Origin of the sequence: Proteus hauseri ATCC 700826, from assembly GCF_001654965.1 — a bacterium.
GTDB lineage: Bacteria > Pseudomonadota > Gammaproteobacteria > Enterobacterales > Enterobacteriaceae > Proteus > Proteus hauseri.
The window spans coordinates 1-17896 of record NZ_LXEV01000014.1 but is presented as its reverse complement, the minus strand read 5'-3'; the positions used below and the strand labels follow the sequence as shown (position 1 = coordinate 17896).

At 35.9% G+C, this 17896-nt stretch carries 21 protein-coding genes; 11 read left to right on the top strand and 10 right to left on the bottom strand.

Translation table 11 applies throughout. The features are described 5' to 3' along the window. Positions 1 to 14 precede the first annotated feature (14 nt). The 3 genes from M997_RS04065 to M997_RS04055 are packed head-to-tail and all read right to left on the bottom strand — an operon-like array spanning position 15 to position 563. Complete coding sequence (locus M997_RS04065; protein WP_064718839.1) at positions 15 to 209, bottom strand: hypothetical protein; 195 nt, start codon at positions 207 to 209, stop codon at positions 15 to 17. Next, positions 206 to 394 carry a hypothetical protein gene (locus M997_RS04060; RefSeq protein WP_064718838.1) on the bottom strand — a complete coding sequence of 63 codons (189 nt, stop codon included), beginning with the start codon at positions 392 to 394 and terminating at the stop codon, positions 206 to 208. The genes M997_RS04065 and M997_RS04060 overlap by 4 nt, the downstream gene beginning before the upstream one ends. Continuing rightward, on the bottom strand, positions 387 to 563 hold the full coding sequence (locus M997_RS04055; protein WP_109406124.1) for a host cell division inhibitor Icd-like protein: 177 nt from the start codon (positions 561 to 563) through the stop codon (positions 387 to 389). Before M997_RS04055 ends, M997_RS04060 begins: the two co-directional genes overlap by 8 nt. 193 nt (positions 564 to 756) lie before the next feature. Between M997_RS04055 and M997_RS17420 the strand changes: the two genes are divergently transcribed. After that, complete coding sequence (locus M997_RS17420) at positions 757 to 933, top strand: YlcI/YnfO family protein (RefSeq protein WP_420874841.1); 177 nt, start codon at positions 757 to 759, stop codon at positions 931 to 933. Positions 934 to 1213: 280 nt separating this feature from the next. Here the strand turns inward: M997_RS17420 and M997_RS04050 are convergent, their stop codons facing one another. From M997_RS04050 to M997_RS04035, 4 genes are all read right to left on the bottom strand, one after another. After that, positions 1214 to 1810, bottom strand: coding sequence for a BRO-N domain-containing protein (locus tag M997_RS04050; protein WP_064718837.1), 597 nt, complete (start codon positions 1808 to 1810; stop codon positions 1214 to 1216). 126 nt (positions 1811 to 1936) lie between these two features. After that, entirely contained in the window at positions 1937 to 2218 is a 282-nt protein-coding gene (locus M997_RS04045) for a helix-turn-helix transcriptional regulator (RefSeq protein ID WP_064718836.1), read from the bottom strand. 578 nt (positions 2219 to 2796) lie between these two features. Then, the gene (locus M997_RS04040) at positions 2797 to 3453 is read right to left on the bottom strand and encodes a hypothetical protein (protein WP_064718835.1); all 657 of its coding nucleotides are present in this window, start codon (positions 3451 to 3453) and stop codon (positions 2797 to 2799) included. Continuing rightward, positions 3450 to 4679 carry a tyrosine-type recombinase/integrase gene (locus M997_RS04035; RefSeq protein WP_064718834.1) on the bottom strand — a complete coding sequence of 410 codons (1230 nt, stop codon included), beginning with the start codon at positions 4677 to 4679 and terminating at the stop codon, positions 3450 to 3452. The genes M997_RS04040 and M997_RS04035 overlap by 4 nt, the downstream gene beginning before the upstream one ends. 412 nt (positions 4680 to 5091) lie before the next feature. Between M997_RS04035 and M997_RS04030 the strand changes: the two genes are divergently transcribed. The 3 genes from M997_RS04030 (at position 5092) to M997_RS04020 (ending at position 7787) form a co-directional block, all read left to right on the top strand. Then, on the top strand, positions 5092 to 5628 hold the full coding sequence (locus M997_RS04030) for an SMI1/KNR4 family protein (RefSeq protein ID WP_064718833.1): 537 nt from the start codon (positions 5092 to 5094) through the stop codon (positions 5626 to 5628). Positions 5629 to 5763: 135 nt separating this feature from the next. After that, entirely contained in the window at positions 5764 to 6501 is a 738-nt protein-coding gene (locus M997_RS04025) for a hypothetical protein (protein WP_064718832.1), read from the top strand. Positions 6502 to 6587: 86 nt separating this feature from the next. Next, on the top strand, positions 6588 to 7787 hold the full coding sequence (locus M997_RS04020; protein ID WP_064718831.1) for a cyanate transporter: 1200 nt from the start codon (positions 6588 to 6590) through the stop codon (positions 7785 to 7787). A gap of 97 nt (positions 7788 to 7884) precedes the next feature. Here the strand turns inward: M997_RS04020 and M997_RS04015 are convergent, their stop codons facing one another. After that, positions 7885 to 8832, bottom strand: coding sequence for a carbamate kinase family protein (locus M997_RS04015; RefSeq protein WP_064718830.1), 948 nt, complete (start codon positions 8830 to 8832; stop codon positions 7885 to 7887). A gap of 444 nt (positions 8833 to 9276) precedes the next feature. Further along, positions 9277 to 10002 carry a glycerophosphodiester phosphodiesterase family protein gene (locus tag M997_RS04010; protein WP_064718829.1) on the bottom strand — a complete coding sequence of 242 codons (726 nt, stop codon included), beginning with the start codon at positions 10000 to 10002 and terminating at the stop codon, positions 9277 to 9279. A 177-nt stretch (positions 10003 to 10179) separates the two neighbouring features. Between M997_RS04010 and ugpB the strand changes: the two genes are divergently transcribed. The 5 genes from ugpB (at position 10180) to loiP (ending at position 15618) form a co-directional block, all read left to right on the top strand. Beyond that, on the top strand, positions 10180 to 11484 hold the full coding sequence (gene ugpB / locus M997_RS04005) for a sn-glycerol-3-phosphate ABC transporter substrate-binding protein UgpB (protein WP_064718828.1): 1305 nt from the start codon (positions 10180 to 10182) through the stop codon (positions 11482 to 11484). Positions 11485 to 11545: 61 nt separating this feature from the next. Then, positions 11546 to 12430, top strand: a complete 885-nt coding sequence (gene ugpA, locus M997_RS04000) for a sn-glycerol-3-phosphate ABC transporter permease UgpA (protein WP_064718827.1) — start codon at positions 11546 to 11548, stop codon at positions 12428 to 12430. Continuing rightward, complete coding sequence (ugpE, locus tag M997_RS03995) at positions 12430 to 13278, top strand: sn-glycerol-3-phosphate ABC transporter permease UgpE (protein ID WP_064718826.1); 849 nt, start codon at positions 12430 to 12432, stop codon at positions 13276 to 13278. The genes ugpA and ugpE overlap by 1 nt, the downstream gene beginning before the upstream one ends. Position 13279: 1 nt before the next feature. Beyond that, positions 13280 to 14380, top strand: coding sequence for a sn-glycerol-3-phosphate ABC transporter ATP-binding protein UgpC (ugpC, locus tag M997_RS03990; protein WP_064718825.1), 1101 nt, complete (start codon positions 13280 to 13282; stop codon positions 14378 to 14380). 485 nt (positions 14381 to 14865) lie between these two features. Continuing rightward, on the top strand, positions 14866 to 15618 hold the full coding sequence (gene loiP / locus M997_RS03985; protein ID WP_064718824.1) for a metalloprotease LoiP: 753 nt from the start codon (positions 14866 to 14868) through the stop codon (positions 15616 to 15618). 49 nt (positions 15619 to 15667) lie between these two features. Here the strand turns inward: loiP and M997_RS03980 are convergent, their stop codons facing one another. After that, a complete protein-coding gene (locus M997_RS03980; protein WP_064718823.1) occupies positions 15668 to 16132 on the bottom strand; it encodes a MarR family transcriptional regulator in 465 nt (154 codons plus the stop codon). A 114-nt stretch (positions 16133 to 16246) separates the two neighbouring features. On the opposite strand from M997_RS03980, the gene M997_RS03975 reads away from it, so the two are divergent. Then, positions 16247 to 17434, top strand: coding sequence for an MFS transporter (locus tag M997_RS03975; protein ID WP_064718822.1), 1188 nt, complete (start codon positions 16247 to 16249; stop codon positions 17432 to 17434). 11 nt (positions 17435 to 17445) lie between these two features. Beyond that, on the top strand, positions 17446 to 17874 hold the full coding sequence (panM, locus tag M997_RS03970) for an aspartate 1-decarboxylase autocleavage activator PanM (RefSeq protein ID WP_064718821.1): 429 nt from the start codon (positions 17446 to 17448) through the stop codon (positions 17872 to 17874). The last annotated feature ends 22 nt before the right edge of the window (positions 17875 to 17896 follow it).

Genomic DNA, 17896 nt, shown 5'->3' with positions numbered 1-17896 from the left:
GATAGTCATAGATATCAGACATTATTTTCACTCCCCACCGCATGACTTAAAGCATCACGAACATTTTTTGTATAGTCGAGTGAGATGCTAATCATGTTAGCAACATCTTGATTGTCCTCAGCTTCAAGCCATATCGTTAAGAGAGTCTCTAACTTGCAAATATCCATAATCGGGCTATCGAGTAATAATGCTATTTCATTGTTTTTCATGCTGATACCCCGTTGTTATCACGTAATGATTGGCTAATTTGTTGGTTTAAATCACAAGCACTTGAAATCAAGTCTAATAACTCTTGAGAGCATTCATCCGATGCTTTTTCAAGAATGACGCTATATAGAGAGCTGGCTAAACCTGCTTTATATTTTGCTGTATCAATACAAATGGTATTAAGCATGATCTCCCTCCTGACGAATACGAGCAGAAAAGAGACAAGGTGAGTCGGGAAGTAAAGAACGAGCTTCTTTCTCGTTGCTGGCTTCAACGGAAAAATATTTAGATTGCTGGCATGAGAAGAAACGCCATTTAAATTTAGGGTGAGTTTGGGTAGACTTATACATAGCCATAGTGTTACCTCGATTAACATTGTGGTTAGAAGCCCTGTTAGTGCTACAACACTGCGGGGCTTTGTCATTGTTGAACGCTACAACATCCAACTGGCACCCAGTATAAACATTAACTGGCGCCCATTTCAATACTTTTATTAAAACTATTTTTGTGTATACTGGCACCCATATAAATAAATATGGAGCAGTAATAATGAGTGATAACGTTAATAATAAATCACAAAAAATGAGTGCGCGAGTTCCACATGAGATAGCAAACAATGTAGAATTGCTAAAGGAAGATGGGGAAAGTACCGCCCAGTTCATTGTTACAGCCTTACAAGGTGAAATTAAACGTAGACAACGTAAAGCCAAGCAATTAACTGAGTGAACATCATTCACTAGGTTCAAATCCCACCCACCAACGGAGGATAGGAAATATTGAACCAACCCGATACAATCGGGTAGCCCAATACTATTGGGTAGCCTTGAAACTTCCCCTCTTAAAGATGGTAAGTTCGTAACTAAAACTCTTAATGAGTTATTGTTCATAACTAGCTCTACTGAATGAAGTTGAATTAAGACAGCCTGCACGCTGTCTTTTTTCTTTTGTGCGTAACTATTAGTTACTCGCAAACTTGACAGATTTGTCGTTTGAGTAATGTTCATCATCAGCACTCCTCAACCCAATCAGATTGATGCTTACTCCACAACGCTCTTTCTTCACGCTGTAAACTTGCTTTTTCTTCCCTACAAGCCTGTAAATCACGACCTCGTTGTGATGATTTTTCTTTGTATTGCTTTTGCCTTCTGGTTAAGTCATTTAATTCGCCAAAAGGAACGCCATAAGCTCCCGTTCTACGAATAGATGGAATGACATCACGAAATACCCAATTAGCAAAACGGTGTGCAAAAGTCCCATCTTTAGTAGCTTTACGGCTACGGGTAATTAGCTTATAAAAACCAGATTCAGCCACAAGGTTAAACAAGGGAAGTCCTGCACTGGATTTAATACCCTTTATTGAACATAGGGTATTCTCATCACCGTCTAATGTTTTAATCGCATTTGTTACGTTTTTAATTTCTAAAGCTTTACAAATATCCGCAGCAATAAACCACGGTTCATTATTAATTTTAACTATCCGCACCTGAATGCCTTCAAAACGAATAACAGAAATATTATCTGAATTAATATTCAAAATATGCTCTTGACTGATTTTAGGGTGAGCGAATCCATCAGCAATTAAGCTGTTTTTTTCCAATTTCATATATTTCTACTCTTTTTATTTAATTAATAAGAGTTGTCGCGACAACATATTTAGCTTGAATGAAATAAGTTGCAAAAACTATCAAAACGAATATTTATCTTTGAATGTAATTAATACTTATTTCTACTAATTTGATTTACGGCTATATGGATTATTAATGTTTTCCACGGCTGGAGGATTGCGAACCCATAGCAATAAATCACTTAATAGCCATGCACAAGAATTACGCCCTAATGCTTTACGCGCAGGGAAACGCCCTTCTTTTTCGAGTGTATAAGCTGTTGTGCGTGAAATAGATGTGATGCGCTGGCGCTCTTTTTCGCGAATAAGGCGATCATACTGTTCACCATACTCGGCAAGAATAGAGCGGCGCAATTCTGGTGTTGGTGTTGAAAATTGATTTTGCATATTAAACCTACTGTATAGATGTTGATGTACACATTATGAGCTGTAAAAAAACATTTTCTAGTAAGTTAAGAATCTTTTAATATCATACATATTTCTAGTAAAACATAACCATTTCTAGAAAGAAAATATATTTTAATTAAAAAATCGCATACACATAAGGTGGAATTTAATTAATTGATTAATAAGAATTAATTTTTATTTGATATTTTAGGTACTATTTTAATAATAGACGTTAGGAGACAATAGACGACAATAGGAGACAATAGCGAAAAATAAACATTTTTAGCAAAATCAGTAAGTTATGCAAAATAAGCACTGTTTGAACAAACAGTAGAATTATGAAATAAGGTAAATAATAGAAAGATCATCAAACAGTCACTCATTGTCATGTATGGTCAGTCATTGAAACTCAATGAAATTCATTGACACTCATTGGTATGTATTGAAACGCTATAGATGCTTACAACCACCTATAACTGGTTATAGACACAATGAAGTACCTTCATAGTCCAAAGGTGGTTGGGGCATATTTCGAATATAGTAACAAAACCCTTCTAACTCCTTTAAACCTCTATTTTTTATTCATCTTTTTCATATTTTAGTATTGCCAAAGCTTCTTGTATTTTTTTATCAAGAGTAGCTCTAGATAAACCTTTTTTTGATAAGTTTATATCTTCTGATAATTTCATAATTGCATTTCTTATTGATGAGACTGTTATTTTATTTCCATCATAGAATGATCCCCCTACCTTATTAGCTAGTAAGGTAATGGTAAGACCTAACAATTTATATGTGTTTACTTCTTCATCTTCTTTTCTATGTAAACCTCTTTTGTTTTTACTTAATTCTACACCTGTAGATACTAAATCAGCCCCTCCTAATCTTTTTAAAATATCCTTCCCTTTTTGCTGTGAAGCAATTTGGGTTACAGCTAACAAACATCTCTCCTTAATTGGTTCTGGCGTTATTTCATCATCAATCAATTCATATGCAAGAGCGAACATATAATCCGCATCCTGTTCAACAGCAACAGAGCCACTAAACAAACCAGATGAATTAAACCATTTTTTTATTTGTCTATAATAAATATCATAATCTTCTTTTCTTTCTTCTGGAATTTCATCGACTCTTAACTCTGGATATAAACCACATAATAATAAAGCAAGCTGCTTTACATTTAATGTTGGTGCCTTGGCCTCTCTTTCAAATACACCTAATCTTCTAAAACTTGTCATACAACTGATTCCTTTTTTATCTCTAAAATAATTATATTTTCATGATTAGACATAAGTAGATCCAACCTTTCGCACCATTTGTTAAGTGTATCTAATTTCTCAGGTAAATATTGGCTTCTATTATAAATAGCCATTACTCCTGGTAGAGCATGACCTAGTAATTGCTCTACAATATGAGGAAATACGCCCATATCATTTAGCTTTGTTGCAAATGTCCGCCTTAAATCATGTAATGTCCAAGGCTCAGAGTGATTGAATTTCACCCATAAATTACGTCCATATTGAGAGACTGCCTCAGTTTTTTTTAATTCACCTAATAAATAACCTGTCTTTTTATTTGATGAATATAATTCTTTAACAAAATCCCGTATATAAATAGGTATTGGGCGAATAATTTTCTCATTTGTTTTTGTATGCTCTTTCGGTACAGTCCAAATCCAATTATCAAAGTCCCATTCTTTCCACTCTGATAATCTAGCTTCATGCGAACGACACCCAAAAATAATAAGAATTTTAATTAAATGCTTATAGTAAGGAATATGTTTATTCTCATTGAGTGATTGCCATAATTCCCCTAGTTCTTTATCAGTAAGTACCCGATCCTTTTTATTTTGTTTCTTACCAACATCAGGAATAGTTAAATCATCAAGAGCACTACTAACAGCATATCGCCTAACTCTGCAAAATTTTAAAGCTTGTTTGCACATCTGAAATACATAGCCAGTTGCAACGGGTGATTCTTGTCGTGCTCTATCAAAGCAATTTAACCAATAGTGGGTTTCACAATCACTTAAAGCCATTTCACCAATATAAGGGTAAATATGCTTTTCTAATTGAGCCACATGCCTAACTATATTAACTCGGTTATCTTTCCCGTAATTTTCAACCCAATACTCTAAAGCATCTCTCACAGTGACAGGCTTTAATGAGGATTGAACTTCTATATTTAGTTGTAGCTTTGGATCTTTGCCTAATGCCAGCCAGTTACGACACTTATCACGGAGTTCTCTGGCTTCTTTTAAACTCATATCAGGATATCGCCCTAGTGTTAGGCGATTTAACTTTTTCCCATCTAGTCTATAAGTAAAAACCCAACTCACACCACCAGCAACAGATACCTTAGCGCTAAGCCCTGCCCCATCAGCTACGAACTCAATTTTAGATACAGGCTTGCCATAAAGGGCTTTAACCTTTTTATCGCTCAATTTATTTAGTTCATTTGCCATTGATAGTCCAGATTGTTTATACAAATGTTTATACATAGTGTGATGTACAAATACGAAAACGTCAATAAACACTGGAACAATATACAGTATATGTTTTTCTTATCTATTTGATTTAGTTGAAAATTAAAATAACACTAGATAGCATGAGAGCTAAAAGAATAAAAATACGGCATGAACTGATCCTAGTCAGTTAACAGTCTGTTTTAAAAGGCACTATAGTCATTGGCTATAGTGCCTTTTTACAATAGGCTCAACAGCAACAAAAAGGCGGGGTCGCATTAAAGAAAATAGTTTATTTTACAATTACTTTCGCTACTATGATAAGAATTAGGACAGTATCCAATAAATTATTCGGTCGTTTTCTTTAAAAAAGAGCCATAAATAACCTATTTATAATTAAAATATAAAATTTATGAACCTAGAGAATTTAAATAAAATACTACCACCACCAATATTTTCATATGAAGCAGGTCAAAATACTGAATGGCCTTTAATCGATAACAAATACTCATTTCCCAATGATTATATTGAATTTATAACTCAATATGGCTCAGGTAAAATAGATAACTTTCTTACTCTATTTAACCCATTTAGTAACAATGATGATTTAAATTTTTTTAAACAAAAAGAATGGATCATTTCTGATCTTTCTGAGTTAAATAAATCTGATCCAGAATATTATTTATTTCCTTTATATCCTAATATCAATGGTCTACTCCCTATTGGTATTACAGATAATGGTGATTATTTATTTTGGGTTATTTCATCAGATAATAGTAATTTATGGAATATCGCAATTATTGCTTCTAGATCGCCTGATATTGAATATCAACAAGGAAATCTCACTCATTTTATAAATAATATTTTATCTAGAAAAATACGATGTATGTCTTTTCCTGAACATTTCCCCTCATCAAATATCGTATTTAATAACAATATTTTTGGTTAAAATAATTAATAATTTTTATTTTAACCACGTTGTTAATGATTTTGCTAAACTGACTTCTATTATCGCCATCATCACGATACCCTCTATGCTAATTTTTATAGCACCAATTATTTAAATTCTGACAAGAGTGTCAAAATGAAAACACCTCAATCTACCATTACTTTTATTGATAGCGCTTACCCTAAGCCTCATGAAATTAAAGAATTCATTTGGTCTGGAAGATTAGATAAAACAGGGCAACTTTGGTTTGATCTTCACCTTAAAAGTGCTGATTACTATTTAAGTGAAGGTGAAGATTATCTTTCTGATATAGAAGATGATACGTCAGATGATAGCCAAGAATATACTAGCCTTGCTCACTGGCAAGATAAAATTGTCTGGGATAATTACCATTGCTGTACTCTCTCTTCTACTTATTGGTCGAATGACCAAGGTATTTTACTCAGTAATGGAGAAAAACCTTTTGATTTCACCAATTTTATCACTCATCAATTTAATGTTGATAACATCTCTCAAATAAATATTAATGAATATGATGAAGAAGAAATCCAAGAAATTCCTGCTTTTAGTCTCTATTTATTAGGCCATGATGAATGCAAAGCTCATCAAATTAGTTTTCAACGCCAGAACGATAATACTTATCACATTGATTGGAATGGGAAAATAGCACTTTTTTATGCGGGATTTGATGAATATATTCATCAATTTAACGCTAAACTTGAAAATATTCCTTTTGATGGTTTTTATTTTCCTAAATCTTGGGATCTAGATAAAGCAGCTATCGAATTTAAAAAAGTGCTCACTCATTTTGAACAATATGAATTTGTATTAATTAATCCCCTAAGCCCGATTAAACAGTGGAAGCTTAAATAGAGAAATAGAAATCAATAAATCAGCCATTTGTTTATACAGATTTTGTCTATACAATAAACAATATTTTGGTTTATCAGGGAATTACCATGGCCGTTTTGCCTAGAAAAAAAGCGTGGCAGATTGTTGTTACAATTGTCTTAGTCGGTATAAACTTGCGCCCTTTTTTAACTGGGCCTGGCCCTGTGATTGACGATATTATTGCCTCAACAGGAATGAGTTATAGCCAAGTCTCATTACTTACCTTATTACCTATGATTTTGATGGGCGTGGGTGCACTTATTGTTCCGTTCTTGCAGCCTTATATCCAGGCTCGCAAAGGGCTACAAGTCGCGATGTTAATGCTGCTATTAGGTTCTTTTTCGCGAGCTTATGTTTCGGATGGTAATCAACTACTATTTACTGCACTATTTTGTGGTTTAAGTGTTGCTTATATTCAAGCAATATTTCCCGGTATTATCAAAGCATGGTTTGGTAACAGAACACCTATTATGATGGGGCTTTATTCTGCCATGTTAATGGGTGGCGGTGCGCTGGGTGCACAATTATCGCCTATCCTTACTGAGCCAAATGGTCATTGGCAGAATGCGTTAGCATGGTTCGCATTACCTGCTAGTTTTGCATTTATTGCAATAACGGTTTCAATTAAAAAAAGTGCGTCGCAAAGTAATAAGGTGCCGCTTAATACTCTTATTTGGCGCCCAAGAACAGGACTACTTATTTTGGATTTCGGCTTTGTGAATGCGGGCTATGCTTCGGTTATTACTTGGTTAGCGCCATTTTATCAATCTTTAGGAATGCCCAGCGCACAAAGCGGCTCATTAGTAGCAATCCTTTCACTTTTTCAAGCTTCTGCGGCACTTATCATCCCATTTTTAGCCGCAAAAAATCATGACCGACGCTTTTGGCTACTATTAACATTAGCCAGTCAAGTCATTGGCTTTTTAGCCATTATGCTCATGCCAATGAGCGCCCCTTATTTATGGAGTATTTTCTTAGGCTGTGGCTTAGGGGGATGTTTTTCTGTCATGATGATTGTTGCCCTCGACCATATTCCACATCCAGCTCAAGCCGGCGCATTATCAGCATTAATGCAAGGTGGTGGATTTATTATTGCTGCTTTTGGCCCTTTGGTTGCCGTTTGGCTACGCCAATCTGATGGAAGCTTTACCTATGCATGGGCATTTCATGCCGTTTTAGTTGTATTAACAATGGGATTATTCTCACGATTAAATCCAAATCACTACGCTAAAGCATATCCTGATAATCATACGAATACTGAGCAATAATATAAAATTAGCGCCGATACTTTATATTTCAATATAGAGTATAGCGCTAATTTTTATGCTTATTTTTACGTTAATTACACACTAATAGCCACCGTAATTAGGCAATAATATGAGTGCCTGTTTCGCCACGTAATGCCATTGCTAGTTTTTCAGGGGTCGTGATAATAACGCGTTTTCCACCAGCTGCTAAAAACGATAAGCTAGCTTCAATTTTTGGTAACATGCTTCCCGCGGGGAAATGTCCTTCGTGCATATAATGAGTCATTTCAGCAACGGTTGTTTCACCTAATGCTTGCTGCTCTGGCTTACCAAAATGAATACACACTTTTTCTACACCCGTGGTGATAATAAGAATGTCTGCATGCAATTCTTTGGCTAGTAATGTTGATGAGAGATCTTTATCAATAACAGCATCGACACTGTGATAGCTTCCATCTGGATCTTTAATCACTGGAATACCACCACCACCTACCGCAATAACTACATATCCACTATCTGATAATACGCGAATAGCACCTGACTCAACAACATGCTGAGGAATAGGAGAAGCCACAACACGGCGATATCCACGACCAGAATCCTCAACAAAATGCCAACTAGGATTTTCTTGTTTTAATTGCTCAGCATCTTGCTGTGAAAAAAAAGCACCTATTGGTTTAGTTGGAGATAAGAAATGAGTGTCTGCTTTATCAACTTCAACCTGAGTAATAATAGTAACGGCTTGCTTACCTTGTTGATGGCGTAATTTATTGGTTAATGCTTGTTGAACCAAATAACCAATACCGCCTTGTGTATCTGCAACACAGTTAGCTAATGGGGTAAGAGGTAACCCTTCTTGCACATGAGCAATTTCAGCGCGACGTAAATCCAGCCCAACTTGAGGGCCATTGCCATGAGTTAGAACAATATTATAGCCATCAGCAATCATATCACTGATATGCGTAGCAACTTCTTGTACGGCTTGTTCTTGATGAGCGATAGACTGGCTAGCATTGTCTTTGATAATACTGTTGCCTCCGATGGCAACAACCACGAGTTCTTTCATGTTCAGCTCTCAACAATATCATTTTGTTATATAGGTAGAGATTTATCATCTCTACCATCGGAGGTTAGGTAAATTAGGCAGTTGCGTCAGTTTGCCGTTTTTTTCCTGTTATTACACATTAACGAAATAAACTTTATTTGCTATGGACCTAAAGTTAATAATTCACACAAATAAGAGTTATGCCTTCATTTCGCGCAAGGATAATAACAGAGAATATTGAGAAAACATCTATTACTCACCTTTAACCATTTTTAGCTGGCTATTATTAAGTGTTTTTTAAATAGAAAATAGAAGATATATGAGGATAGAAAATTGGGCGATGAAACAAAAAACTAAAGGCACAATAATAAAATATCTTGCGCCTTAAACTTTTACATTAGACTTTATACTACGTTTAAAATCACACAACCTACAACCGCGCTCAAGTTTATGTCTAAAACCTTTTTATTTATCGGCTTGATAAACATCCGGCATATCAGTAATTAGCATATCAACACCCCACTGTTCAAAGTGTGCAACCTCTTTAGGATCATTCGGCGTGTAGCAATAGATCTCATAACCTGATTGTTTCAGCATTTGTGCTTGTTGCTGGGTTAAAAATTGATAATTACAATGCACACTAAACGCATCGATTAACTTTAATGTCGATAATGCATCAGCCTTATCAGGAATTTCATCCCATAATTGGCCTCGGCGAATAGATGGCAAATATCTTTTCATTACCACTAACGCATGGGTATCAAAAGATGAAAAAAGAATTTGATTATCAGGAATATCTGCACTTTTTATCATATCGGATACGGCTAAACACAAACGTTCAATATCATCGTCAGGCCATGTTTTTAACTCAATATTAAGCTTAGTGCCTGAACGCTTAATCAATTGCAGTCCTTGTCTTAATGACGGTATTTTCTCGCCTTGATAAAGCGAACTAAACCAACTACCTGCATCAAGTCGATGTAAATCATCTAACGTATGAAAACGAACAGCACCTCGCCCGTTAGTGCAGCGGTTTACGGTTTTGTCATGAATAAGCACTGGCACATAATCTGCAGTTAATTGCACATCGGTTTCAATCCATTCACAACCAAAATCGATTGCCATTTTAAAAGCAGCTAATGTATTTTCGGGTGCTTTTCCAGAAAAACCTCGGTGAGCAGCTATTTTCATTTCTATCTCCTTTTTTATTCACATCACCATCATGACAACCATTTGTGACAGTAATTTGACAACTACACCATCAATATATCTTCATTTAATTGTCACCATTTTGTCATAAATAACACTTAGGGTAATTCCAACAAATAAGATTAAACCTTTAACTTTCGATTAAAAAGGAAATACTGCATGTCGATCAAATCACTGACGGGTCTTGCTGTTGCGATGGCGCTATTTACCTCTCCAACCTATGCAAAAACAGAAATTGAGTGGTGGCATGCAATGGGAGGGGCTTTAGGTCAGAAGGTGAATCAAATCGCCAATGATTTTAATGCTAGCCAATCCGATTATATTATTAAACCCGTGTATAAAGGCACTTATGCGGAGACAATGACTAGTGCTGTTGCTTCATTTCGCGCTAAAAATCAGTCCGCAATAGTACAAGTTTTTGAAGTCGGTACTGCAAGTATGATGGGCGCTAAAAAAGCCGTTTTCCCGGTTTATCAATTGATGGAAAAAACCAAAGAACCCTTTGATCCTAATAGTTATTTATCTACCGTTACCGGCTATTACACTACCAGTGATGGCAAAATGATGTCGCTACCATTTAATAGTTCAACACCTGTACTTTATTACAATAAAGCGCTCTTTAAAAAAGCCGGAATTGAACAGCCCCCTGCAACATGGAAAGAGATGGAAGCAATCTCTAAAAAGCTGCTCGATTCGGGTGTGAAATGCGGCTTTACCACCACATGGCAATCATGGACGCAAATAGAAAACTTTGGTGCTCGCAATAACTTACCTATTGCCACTAAAAACAATGGGTTTGATGGTACCGATGCAATATTTCTTTTTAATACCCCCCCTTTTGTTAATCATATCCAACAAATGGCGGACTGGTCTAAATCTGGCATATTCAAATATGGTGGCCGTCAATCTGATGCAATGCCACTATTTTATACTCAAGAGTGTGCGATGGTGATGGAATCATCCGCCGGTTTTGCGGGAATTAAAGAGAATATGAAAGGTGTCGATATCGGCGTTAGCCAATTACCTTATGACGACACGTTAGTACAAAAACCCGCTAATACCATTATTGGTGGTGCATCTTTATGGGTAATGTCTGGCCGTCCAGATGCAGAATATAACGGTGTAGCCAAGTTTTTCACTTATCTTTCTAGCCCCGAAGTACAAGCTGATTGGCATCAAGCAACAGGTTATTTACCTGTCACTAAAGCCGCTTATGCGCTAACTCAGCAGCAAGGTTTTTATCAACAAAATCCGGGTACTGAAACGGCAATATTGCAAATGACCGTTTCAGAATCAACTGAAAATTCTAAGGGATTACGTTTTGGTAACTTCCTACAAACACGTGAAATTGTTGATGAAGAATTAGAAAAAGTATGGTCGGGAAAACAGAACGCACAAACTGCATTAGATAACGCAGTGACACGTGGAAATGAGCAATTACGCCGTTTTGAACGCACTCAGTAGTAATTTATCTTTAAGCGAGTCTTTTAGGCTCGCTTATTTTTTAAGATTTATTGGATAACATATGGCTTCTCAATCTATCCACTTCAAACAAAAATGGTTACCTGCTGCGCTTATTTTCCCCCAGCTAGCAATCACCTTAATCTTTTTTATTTGGCCTGCTGGACAAGCACTTTTTCAATCATTTCAATTAGAAGATGCATTTGGTCTTAGTCGAGAATTTGTTGGATTTGAAAACTTTCAGCGTCTTTTTAGTAATACTTATTACTTTGATAGCTTAATCACCACATTAGTTTTTAGCACTTGTGTGGTGTTTTTATCCATGCTTTCTGCACTTATTCTTGCTGGTATTGCAGAGCAAATTTTACGTGGAAAATTATTTTATCGTACAGTTTTAATTGCACCTTACGCCATTGCTCCGGTTATTGCCGGTTTTTTATGGCTGTTTATGCTAGACCCAACCATTGGAATAATAAGTCATTTATTAAAAAAGGTAGGGGTTAATTGGGATCCGGTTCTTAATACCCATCATGCAATGTGGATGGTGATTTTAACTGCGGCATGGAAGCAAATAAGCTATAACTTTTTATTTTTCCTTGCAGCGCTGCAATCTGTTCCTAAATCGCTATTAGAAGCGGCGGCAATTGATGGTAGTGGTCCGATTAAGCGCTTTATCACCATTAGTTTTCCATTAATTTCGCCCACCACTTTCTTCTTGTTAGTGGTGAATTTTGCTTACGCCTTTTTTGATACTTTTGCCATTATTCATGCCATGACGCAAGGTGGACCAGGAAGCAGCACATCAACCTTGGTTTATAAAGTTTATAACGATGGTTTTGTCGGATTAGATTTAGGTTCTTCGGCAGCACAATCCGTTATTTTGATGCTCATTGTCGCTGTACTGACGGTAATTCAATTTCGTTATATTGAAAAAAAGGTGGCTTACTAATGGTTGAGCGCAGACCTTTATTTCACTTATTTTGCCACTTTATTTTGATTGCGGGCATTCTCTCAGTGGCTTTCCCTGTGTGGATTGCGTTAGTGGCAACAACACATTCAAACGCTGAATTTGCTACAGGCTCTCCGATTTGGTTTGGATCACAAGGATTTAGCGTATTTAAAGAGATCTTATCGCAAGCGGGTACCACGCAAAATAGTGCAATTTCCATTAATCGTATGTTATTTAACTCTTTGGTAATGGCTTTAATCATCACCATAGGAAAATTAACTATTTCTATTTTATCGGCATATGCTGTGGTTTTTTTTCGCTTTCCCTGCCGAACACTTGCATTTTGGACCATCTTTTTTACCCTGATGCTACCGGTTGAAGTTCGTATTATGCCAACATTTGAAGTTGTCACGAACCTTAACATGCTCAACGCTTATTCAGGTTTAACCATTCCTCTTATTGCCAGTGCAACAGCAACATTTTTGTTTCGCCAATTTTTTCTCACCATCACCCCTGAATTAATTGAGGCTGCCAAAATAGATGGCGCAGGGCCGATTAGATTCTTTTTCACTATCTTGCTGCCGTTATCACGAACCAATATTGCTGCCCTTTTTGTTATTACATTTATTTATGGGTGGAACCAATATCTTTGGCCAATGCTTATCACAACAGATACTAACTACTACACCATTGTGATGGGAATTAAACAGATGGTCGCGGTTTCGGATGGTGTTATTGAATGGAATAAAATTATGGCAACCACCTTAATTGCTATGTTGCCGCCAGTACTGATCGTCATTTTGATGCAAAAAGCCTTTGTAAAAGGCTTTATTGATACGGAGAAATAATATGACTACCGTAACGCTAACTCATTTAGCAAAACGTTATCCCAATGGACACAATGCCATTTCAAGTTTAAGTCTTTCTATTGAACAAGGAGAAATGGTCGTTTTAGTCGGGCCGAGTGGTTGTGGAAAATCGACACTATTGCGAATGATCGCAGGGTTAGAAACTATTACTGAAGGTGATTTATTGATTGATAATTTGCGTGTCAATGAACATGAACCCAGTGAGCGCGATATCGCTATGGTATTTCAAAATTATGCACTTTATCCCCATATGTCGGTTTATAACAATATGGCTTATGGCCTGCGCAATCGTAAAACACCAAAAGCAAAAATTGAAGAATTGGTTAATAGCGCAGCCGAAATGCTAGAAATCAGCCATTTATTAGAGAGAAAACCAAAAGAACTTTCAGGTGGGCAACGCCAACGTGTTGCAATGGGTAGAGCTATCGTCCGAAAACCTAAAGTATTTTTATTTGATGAGCCATTATCAAATCTTGATGCAAAATTACGCGTACAAATGCGTCTGGAGATCAAAAAATTACAGCGAAAACTCTCCACAACATCGATTTACGTTACTCATGACCAAGTTGAAGCAATGACATTGGCAGATAAATTAGTTGTGCTTAATCAGGGCCATATCGAGCAGGTGGGTACTCCGTTAGATATTTACCAAAGCCCAGCTTCTGTATTTGTTGCTACTTTTATGGGATCACCTGCAATGAATATTTTAGAAACACCCATTAATCATGGTGTTATTGAAATTGCTGATGGTTATATTGCTATATCAACGCAACAGTGGCATTTCAATACCATCAAATTAGGTTTACGCCCTGAACATTTAATTATCGATAATCAGCACCCTATTTTTCATGCTGAGGTAGAATTTATTGAAGCATTAGGTGCCGATGTTTTAATTTATGCCACAACATGTGACAAACAAAAACAACCGATAGTTATTCGAGCACCTAACGATCATGGTGTAGAAATCGGTAATAAAATTGGTTTAACCATTCACCCTGAATATTTACATTTTTTTGATGCACAAACAGGCGTTCGAATAGCTCGTCCTTTTGTCTTAATAAATAAATCAATGGTTTCTTAAATCACGTTTTATCTATTCAATGTATTTTCAGTTTAATCTTAATAACGATGTATTTTGCATCGTTATTTTTATTGCTTAAGCAATAAATACCGCCTATTTAAATATATTTAGTTTTATATTGTTAAATAGATGATTATTATAATATGTTTTTTATATTATATAGCGAAAATCCTAAAAAATACTTTATATCTAAATTAATCTAGTAATGAGTATAAACTTGTAAATTCATAAGGTTAATATATTACTCGCTATCTTAAAAATTAAGAAAATCCTATTGTTTTTCTTAATATTATAAACGTACCTTTATCATTACCTAATAGTAAATAATATTATATTTATAAAATAATTCTTATAAATATATAAATAACCACTTATATTTTCCAAGAATGAATATATTGCACACCTAGATAAGCGCTGCTATTCTTTCGCACGAATTTAACCTGCAATTACATTAAACTGCTAGGCAGAAAAGGACTTAACTCACCATGAAAATAAAATTACTTGCGATAGTGATGGTTTCAACAGCATTACTCTCTGGTTGTCAAAACCTTGATACGGCTATGCTGACAAAATCAGGCACCCAACTTTTCCAAGCGGCAACATTAAGCGATGACGATATAAAAGCGCTGACTAATGATGCTTGTAAAGAGATGGATGCTCAAAACAAAGTTGCTCCAGCAAACAGTACCTACACTAAACGCTTAAATAATATTTCTAAAGCATTAGGTAATGAAGTTAATGGTACCCCAGTAAACTATAAAGTTTACATGACAAAAGATGTTAATGCTTGGGCAATGGCAAATGGCTGCGTTCGTGTTTATAGCGGTTTAATGGATTTAATGACCGACAACGAAGTTGAAGGCGTATTAGGTCATGAAATGGGTCACGTTGCACTAGGTCATACGCGTAAAGCAATCCAAGTTGCTCATGCGACGGTTGCAGCACGTACAGCTGCTTCATCTGCTGGTGGTGTTGCAGCTCAATTAAGTAGCTCTCAATTAGCTGAAATGGGAGAAAAACTGGTTAATGCACAGTTCTCGCAACACCAAGAATCAGAAGCAGATAACTTCTCTTATGATCTGCTGAAAAAACGTGGTGTAAGCCCCGCAGGCTTAGTCACTGGTTTTGATAAACTAGCGAAATTAGGCGGTGGTGATTCAAGTATGTTTGATTCTCACCCACCATCAAAAGAGCGTGCTGACAATATCCGTAATCGTATCGCTGAAGATAAAAAATAATCACTCTGCCCCTGTATCCCATGATATGGGGGTATTCTTTTTATTGTAATTAACAACGTAAATGCGTTATTACATCGTCAAAAAAGCGCTGAATAACCTGCTTTTCGGCTCCATTATACTTATCAAATAAAGCCGCCCATTGAGTTTGTGACTGTTGATGTAACACCTCATGCGCTTTAAAAAGCCGCTGACCTTCTGAAGTCAGAATAAAAAAGACCTCTTTTTGATTATCTGCCATTTTCATTTTTTCAATGGCGCCTTTTTTCTGTAGCCGATGGCAAATTTTAGAAATAGCACCGCGTGTCATCGCCATATATTCACTAATAGTGGTGAGATTTCGCATACTCTCTTCACCAATACAGTGAATGACATGTAATTCAGTCAACGAATAATTATCTAACCCTTTCTCTTCTAATACTTTTTTGTGCTCATCATCGTAGCGTTTATCTTTAAGCTCAAGTAATTGACTTAGCCCCTTAAGCAAACGTTGAGTATCTACTTTATCACCCGCCATTTTGTTTCCTTGGAAAAAATATTTTTTAAAATATTATCAAAAGCATTTACAACAATCAAAATATCGCTATTATCTATATTGTTTCCATGGAAACAAAAATACAAGGCGAAAAAAATGAAACTCTCGATACGTAATCTATTTTACCTCATTTGCTTTAGTGCCCTATTAGGCTCTCTAGCTCAAAATATTTACACACCTGTTATTCCATTGATTCAACAACAGTTTAATACAACATTGCCACTTATTAATCTGACAGTTTCAGCATTTACTTTTACTATGGCAATTATGCAGCTTTTTTATGGCTCGTTGATTGATAAATGGGGAAGAAAACCGGTTTTATTATGCGGTTTATTCATCTCTATTATTGGTGCTTTAGGCTGTTTTTACTCTTATTCAATCGGTTTATTGATTTTTTGGCGTGTGATACAAGCTATTGGTATTGCGGCTATTCCTGTCGTTGCCGTCACAATTTTAGGTGATCTTTATCAAGGTAATCAACGTGCTAAAGCAATGGGAAGCTACCAAATGTTATTAGCATTGGCACCTGCTTGTGGCCCTTTATTAGGTGGATATTTAGCACAGCATTATCATTACCAAGGTATTTTTGCTTTTCTCGCTTTAACGGGTGTGGTTTTACTTATCATCCATTTACTTTTTCTACCCGAAACTCGTCCTCAGCAAAATATAAAATTTAAAAGCCTAATCGCCATGCGGCAGGTTTTTTTATCACCTACAGGCCGTTCTATTTTTGTTATTAGCTTTATGGTGTTTTATAACTATTTTTGCCTGTTAGTCTTTTTACCATTAATTGCATTTTATCTTTATCGGCTAAATAGCACAGAAATTGGTGGATTATATGTTCCAATGTCTATCGCTCTTATTTTAGGGAGTTATTTGTATCGTAAGGTTTGTCATCGATTTAATGCTGAACAAGGTGTCATTATAACTTCTATTATAAATCTTGTTGCTTTGGGGTTATTTGCTCTATTTTGGCAGCTTTCATTACCTATTATGTTGGTATTAACTATTTTTTATGGTCTTTCTCTTGGTTTAACGATGCCAACACATACAACTTTATTAGCTAACACTTTTAGCCAAAACCGAGCAACCGCAATGGGCATGTATAATTTTATTCGTTATTGTGGAATGGCAGCAGGGCCAATGGTTGCTGCACTGTTTGTCGTAGATGGAAACTATGAGTATGTCTTTTATTCTTGTGTAATATTCACAACTTTGGCATTGTTTTTCACTATAAGAACCTTAAAGTCATCATTAATAGAAAAAAGACAAACTGCAAACTGACGGAAAAATTGATGAAATTAACGATAGAGAAACTGCCACAGCTTTCAGCACAAGACCAGATTGATTTAGCTAAAATTTGGCAAGATACGCGTTATCAAACAGCACTAACCACCCCAATAACTGATACAAAACCGCTATTTGTTGCTCGTTTTAATGAACGACTGTTAGCCGCCTGTCGTATAGATTTATCAGGTGAACAAGCGCTGATAACCGATTTTATGGTAAGAGAGGTGACGCGTCGTCGTGGTGTTGGGCATTATTTATTAACGCAATGTTTGAGCGCTTATCCTTATATCAATCATTGGCAGGCATTGAGCTTGCCAATAGATGAAACGGAATATGATGTGGCGCATGCTTTTTTATCTCATCACCAATTTGAGCCATCATCACAAAATCATATTTATATTCTAAATAATCAAGAATATTCTTACTCTAAATAATTTGAGGAACATACATTAGTAT

Bases quoted from the DNA above. Each gene is read 5' to 3' on its own strand.
- M997_RS17420 (WP_420874841.1), top strand. From the start codon at position 757: ATGAGTGATAACGTTAATAATAAATCACAAAAAATGAGTGCGCGAGTT.
- M997_RS04010 (WP_064718829.1), bottom strand. From the start codon at position 10,002: ATGAAAATAGCTGCTCACCGAGGTTTTTCTGGAAAAGCACCCGAAAAT.
- M997_RS04045 (WP_064718836.1), bottom strand. From the start codon at position 2,218: ATGCAAAATCAATTTTCAACACCAACACCAGAATTGCGCCGCTCTATT.
- M997_RS04015 (WP_064718830.1), bottom strand. From the start codon at position 8,832: ATGAAAGAACTCGTGGTTGTTGCCATCGGAGGCAACAGTATTATCAAA.
- M997_RS04030 (WP_064718833.1), top strand. From the start codon at position 5,092: ATGAACCTAGAGAATTTAAATAAAATACTACCACCACCAATATTTTCA.
- loiP (WP_064718824.1), top strand. From the start codon at position 14,866: ATGAAAATAAAATTACTTGCGATAGTGATGGTTTCAACAGCATTACTC.
- M997_RS04040 (WP_064718835.1), bottom strand. From the start codon at position 3,453: ATGACAAGTTTTAGAAGATTAGGTGTATTTGAAAGAGAGGCCAAGGCA.
- ugpE (WP_064718826.1), top strand. From the start codon at position 12,430: ATGGTTGAGCGCAGACCTTTATTTCACTTATTTTGCCACTTTATTTTG.
- M997_RS04060 (WP_064718838.1), bottom strand. From the start codon at position 394: ATGCTTAATACCATTTGTATTGATACAGCAAAATATAAAGCAGGTTTA.
- M997_RS04050 (WP_064718837.1), bottom strand. From the start codon at position 1,810: ATGAAATTGGAAAAAAACAGCTTAATTGCTGATGGATTCGCTCACCCT.
- M997_RS04035 (WP_064718834.1), bottom strand. From the start codon at position 4,679: ATGGCAAATGAACTAAATAAATTGAGCGATAAAAAGGTTAAAGCCCTT.
- ugpA (WP_064718827.1), top strand. From the start codon at position 11,546: ATGGCTTCTCAATCTATCCACTTCAAACAAAAATGGTTACCTGCTGCG.
- M997_RS03975 (WP_064718822.1), top strand. From the start codon at position 16,247: ATGAAACTCTCGATACGTAATCTATTTTACCTCATTTGCTTTAGTGCC.
- ugpC (WP_064718825.1), top strand. From the start codon at position 13,280: ATGACTACCGTAACGCTAACTCATTTAGCAAAACGTTATCCCAATGGA.
- M997_RS03980 (WP_064718823.1), bottom strand. From the start codon at position 16,132: ATGGCGGGTGATAAAGTAGATACTCAACGTTTGCTTAAGGGGCTAAGT.
- M997_RS04020 (WP_064718831.1), top strand. From the start codon at position 6,588: ATGGCCGTTTTGCCTAGAAAAAAAGCGTGGCAGATTGTTGTTACAATT.
- M997_RS04055 (WP_109406124.1), bottom strand. From the start codon at position 563: ATGGCTATGTATAAGTCTACCCAAACTCACCCTAAATTTAAATGGCGT.
- M997_RS04065 (WP_064718839.1), bottom strand. From the start codon at position 209: ATGAAAAACAATGAAATAGCATTATTACTCGATAGCCCGATTATGGAT.
- ugpB (WP_064718828.1), top strand. From the start codon at position 10,180: ATGTCGATCAAATCACTGACGGGTCTTGCTGTTGCGATGGCGCTATTT.
- M997_RS04025 (WP_064718832.1), top strand. From the start codon at position 5,764: ATGAAAACACCTCAATCTACCATTACTTTTATTGATAGCGCTTACCCT.
- panM (WP_064718821.1), top strand. From the start codon at position 17,446: ATGAAATTAACGATAGAGAAACTGCCACAGCTTTCAGCACAAGACCAG.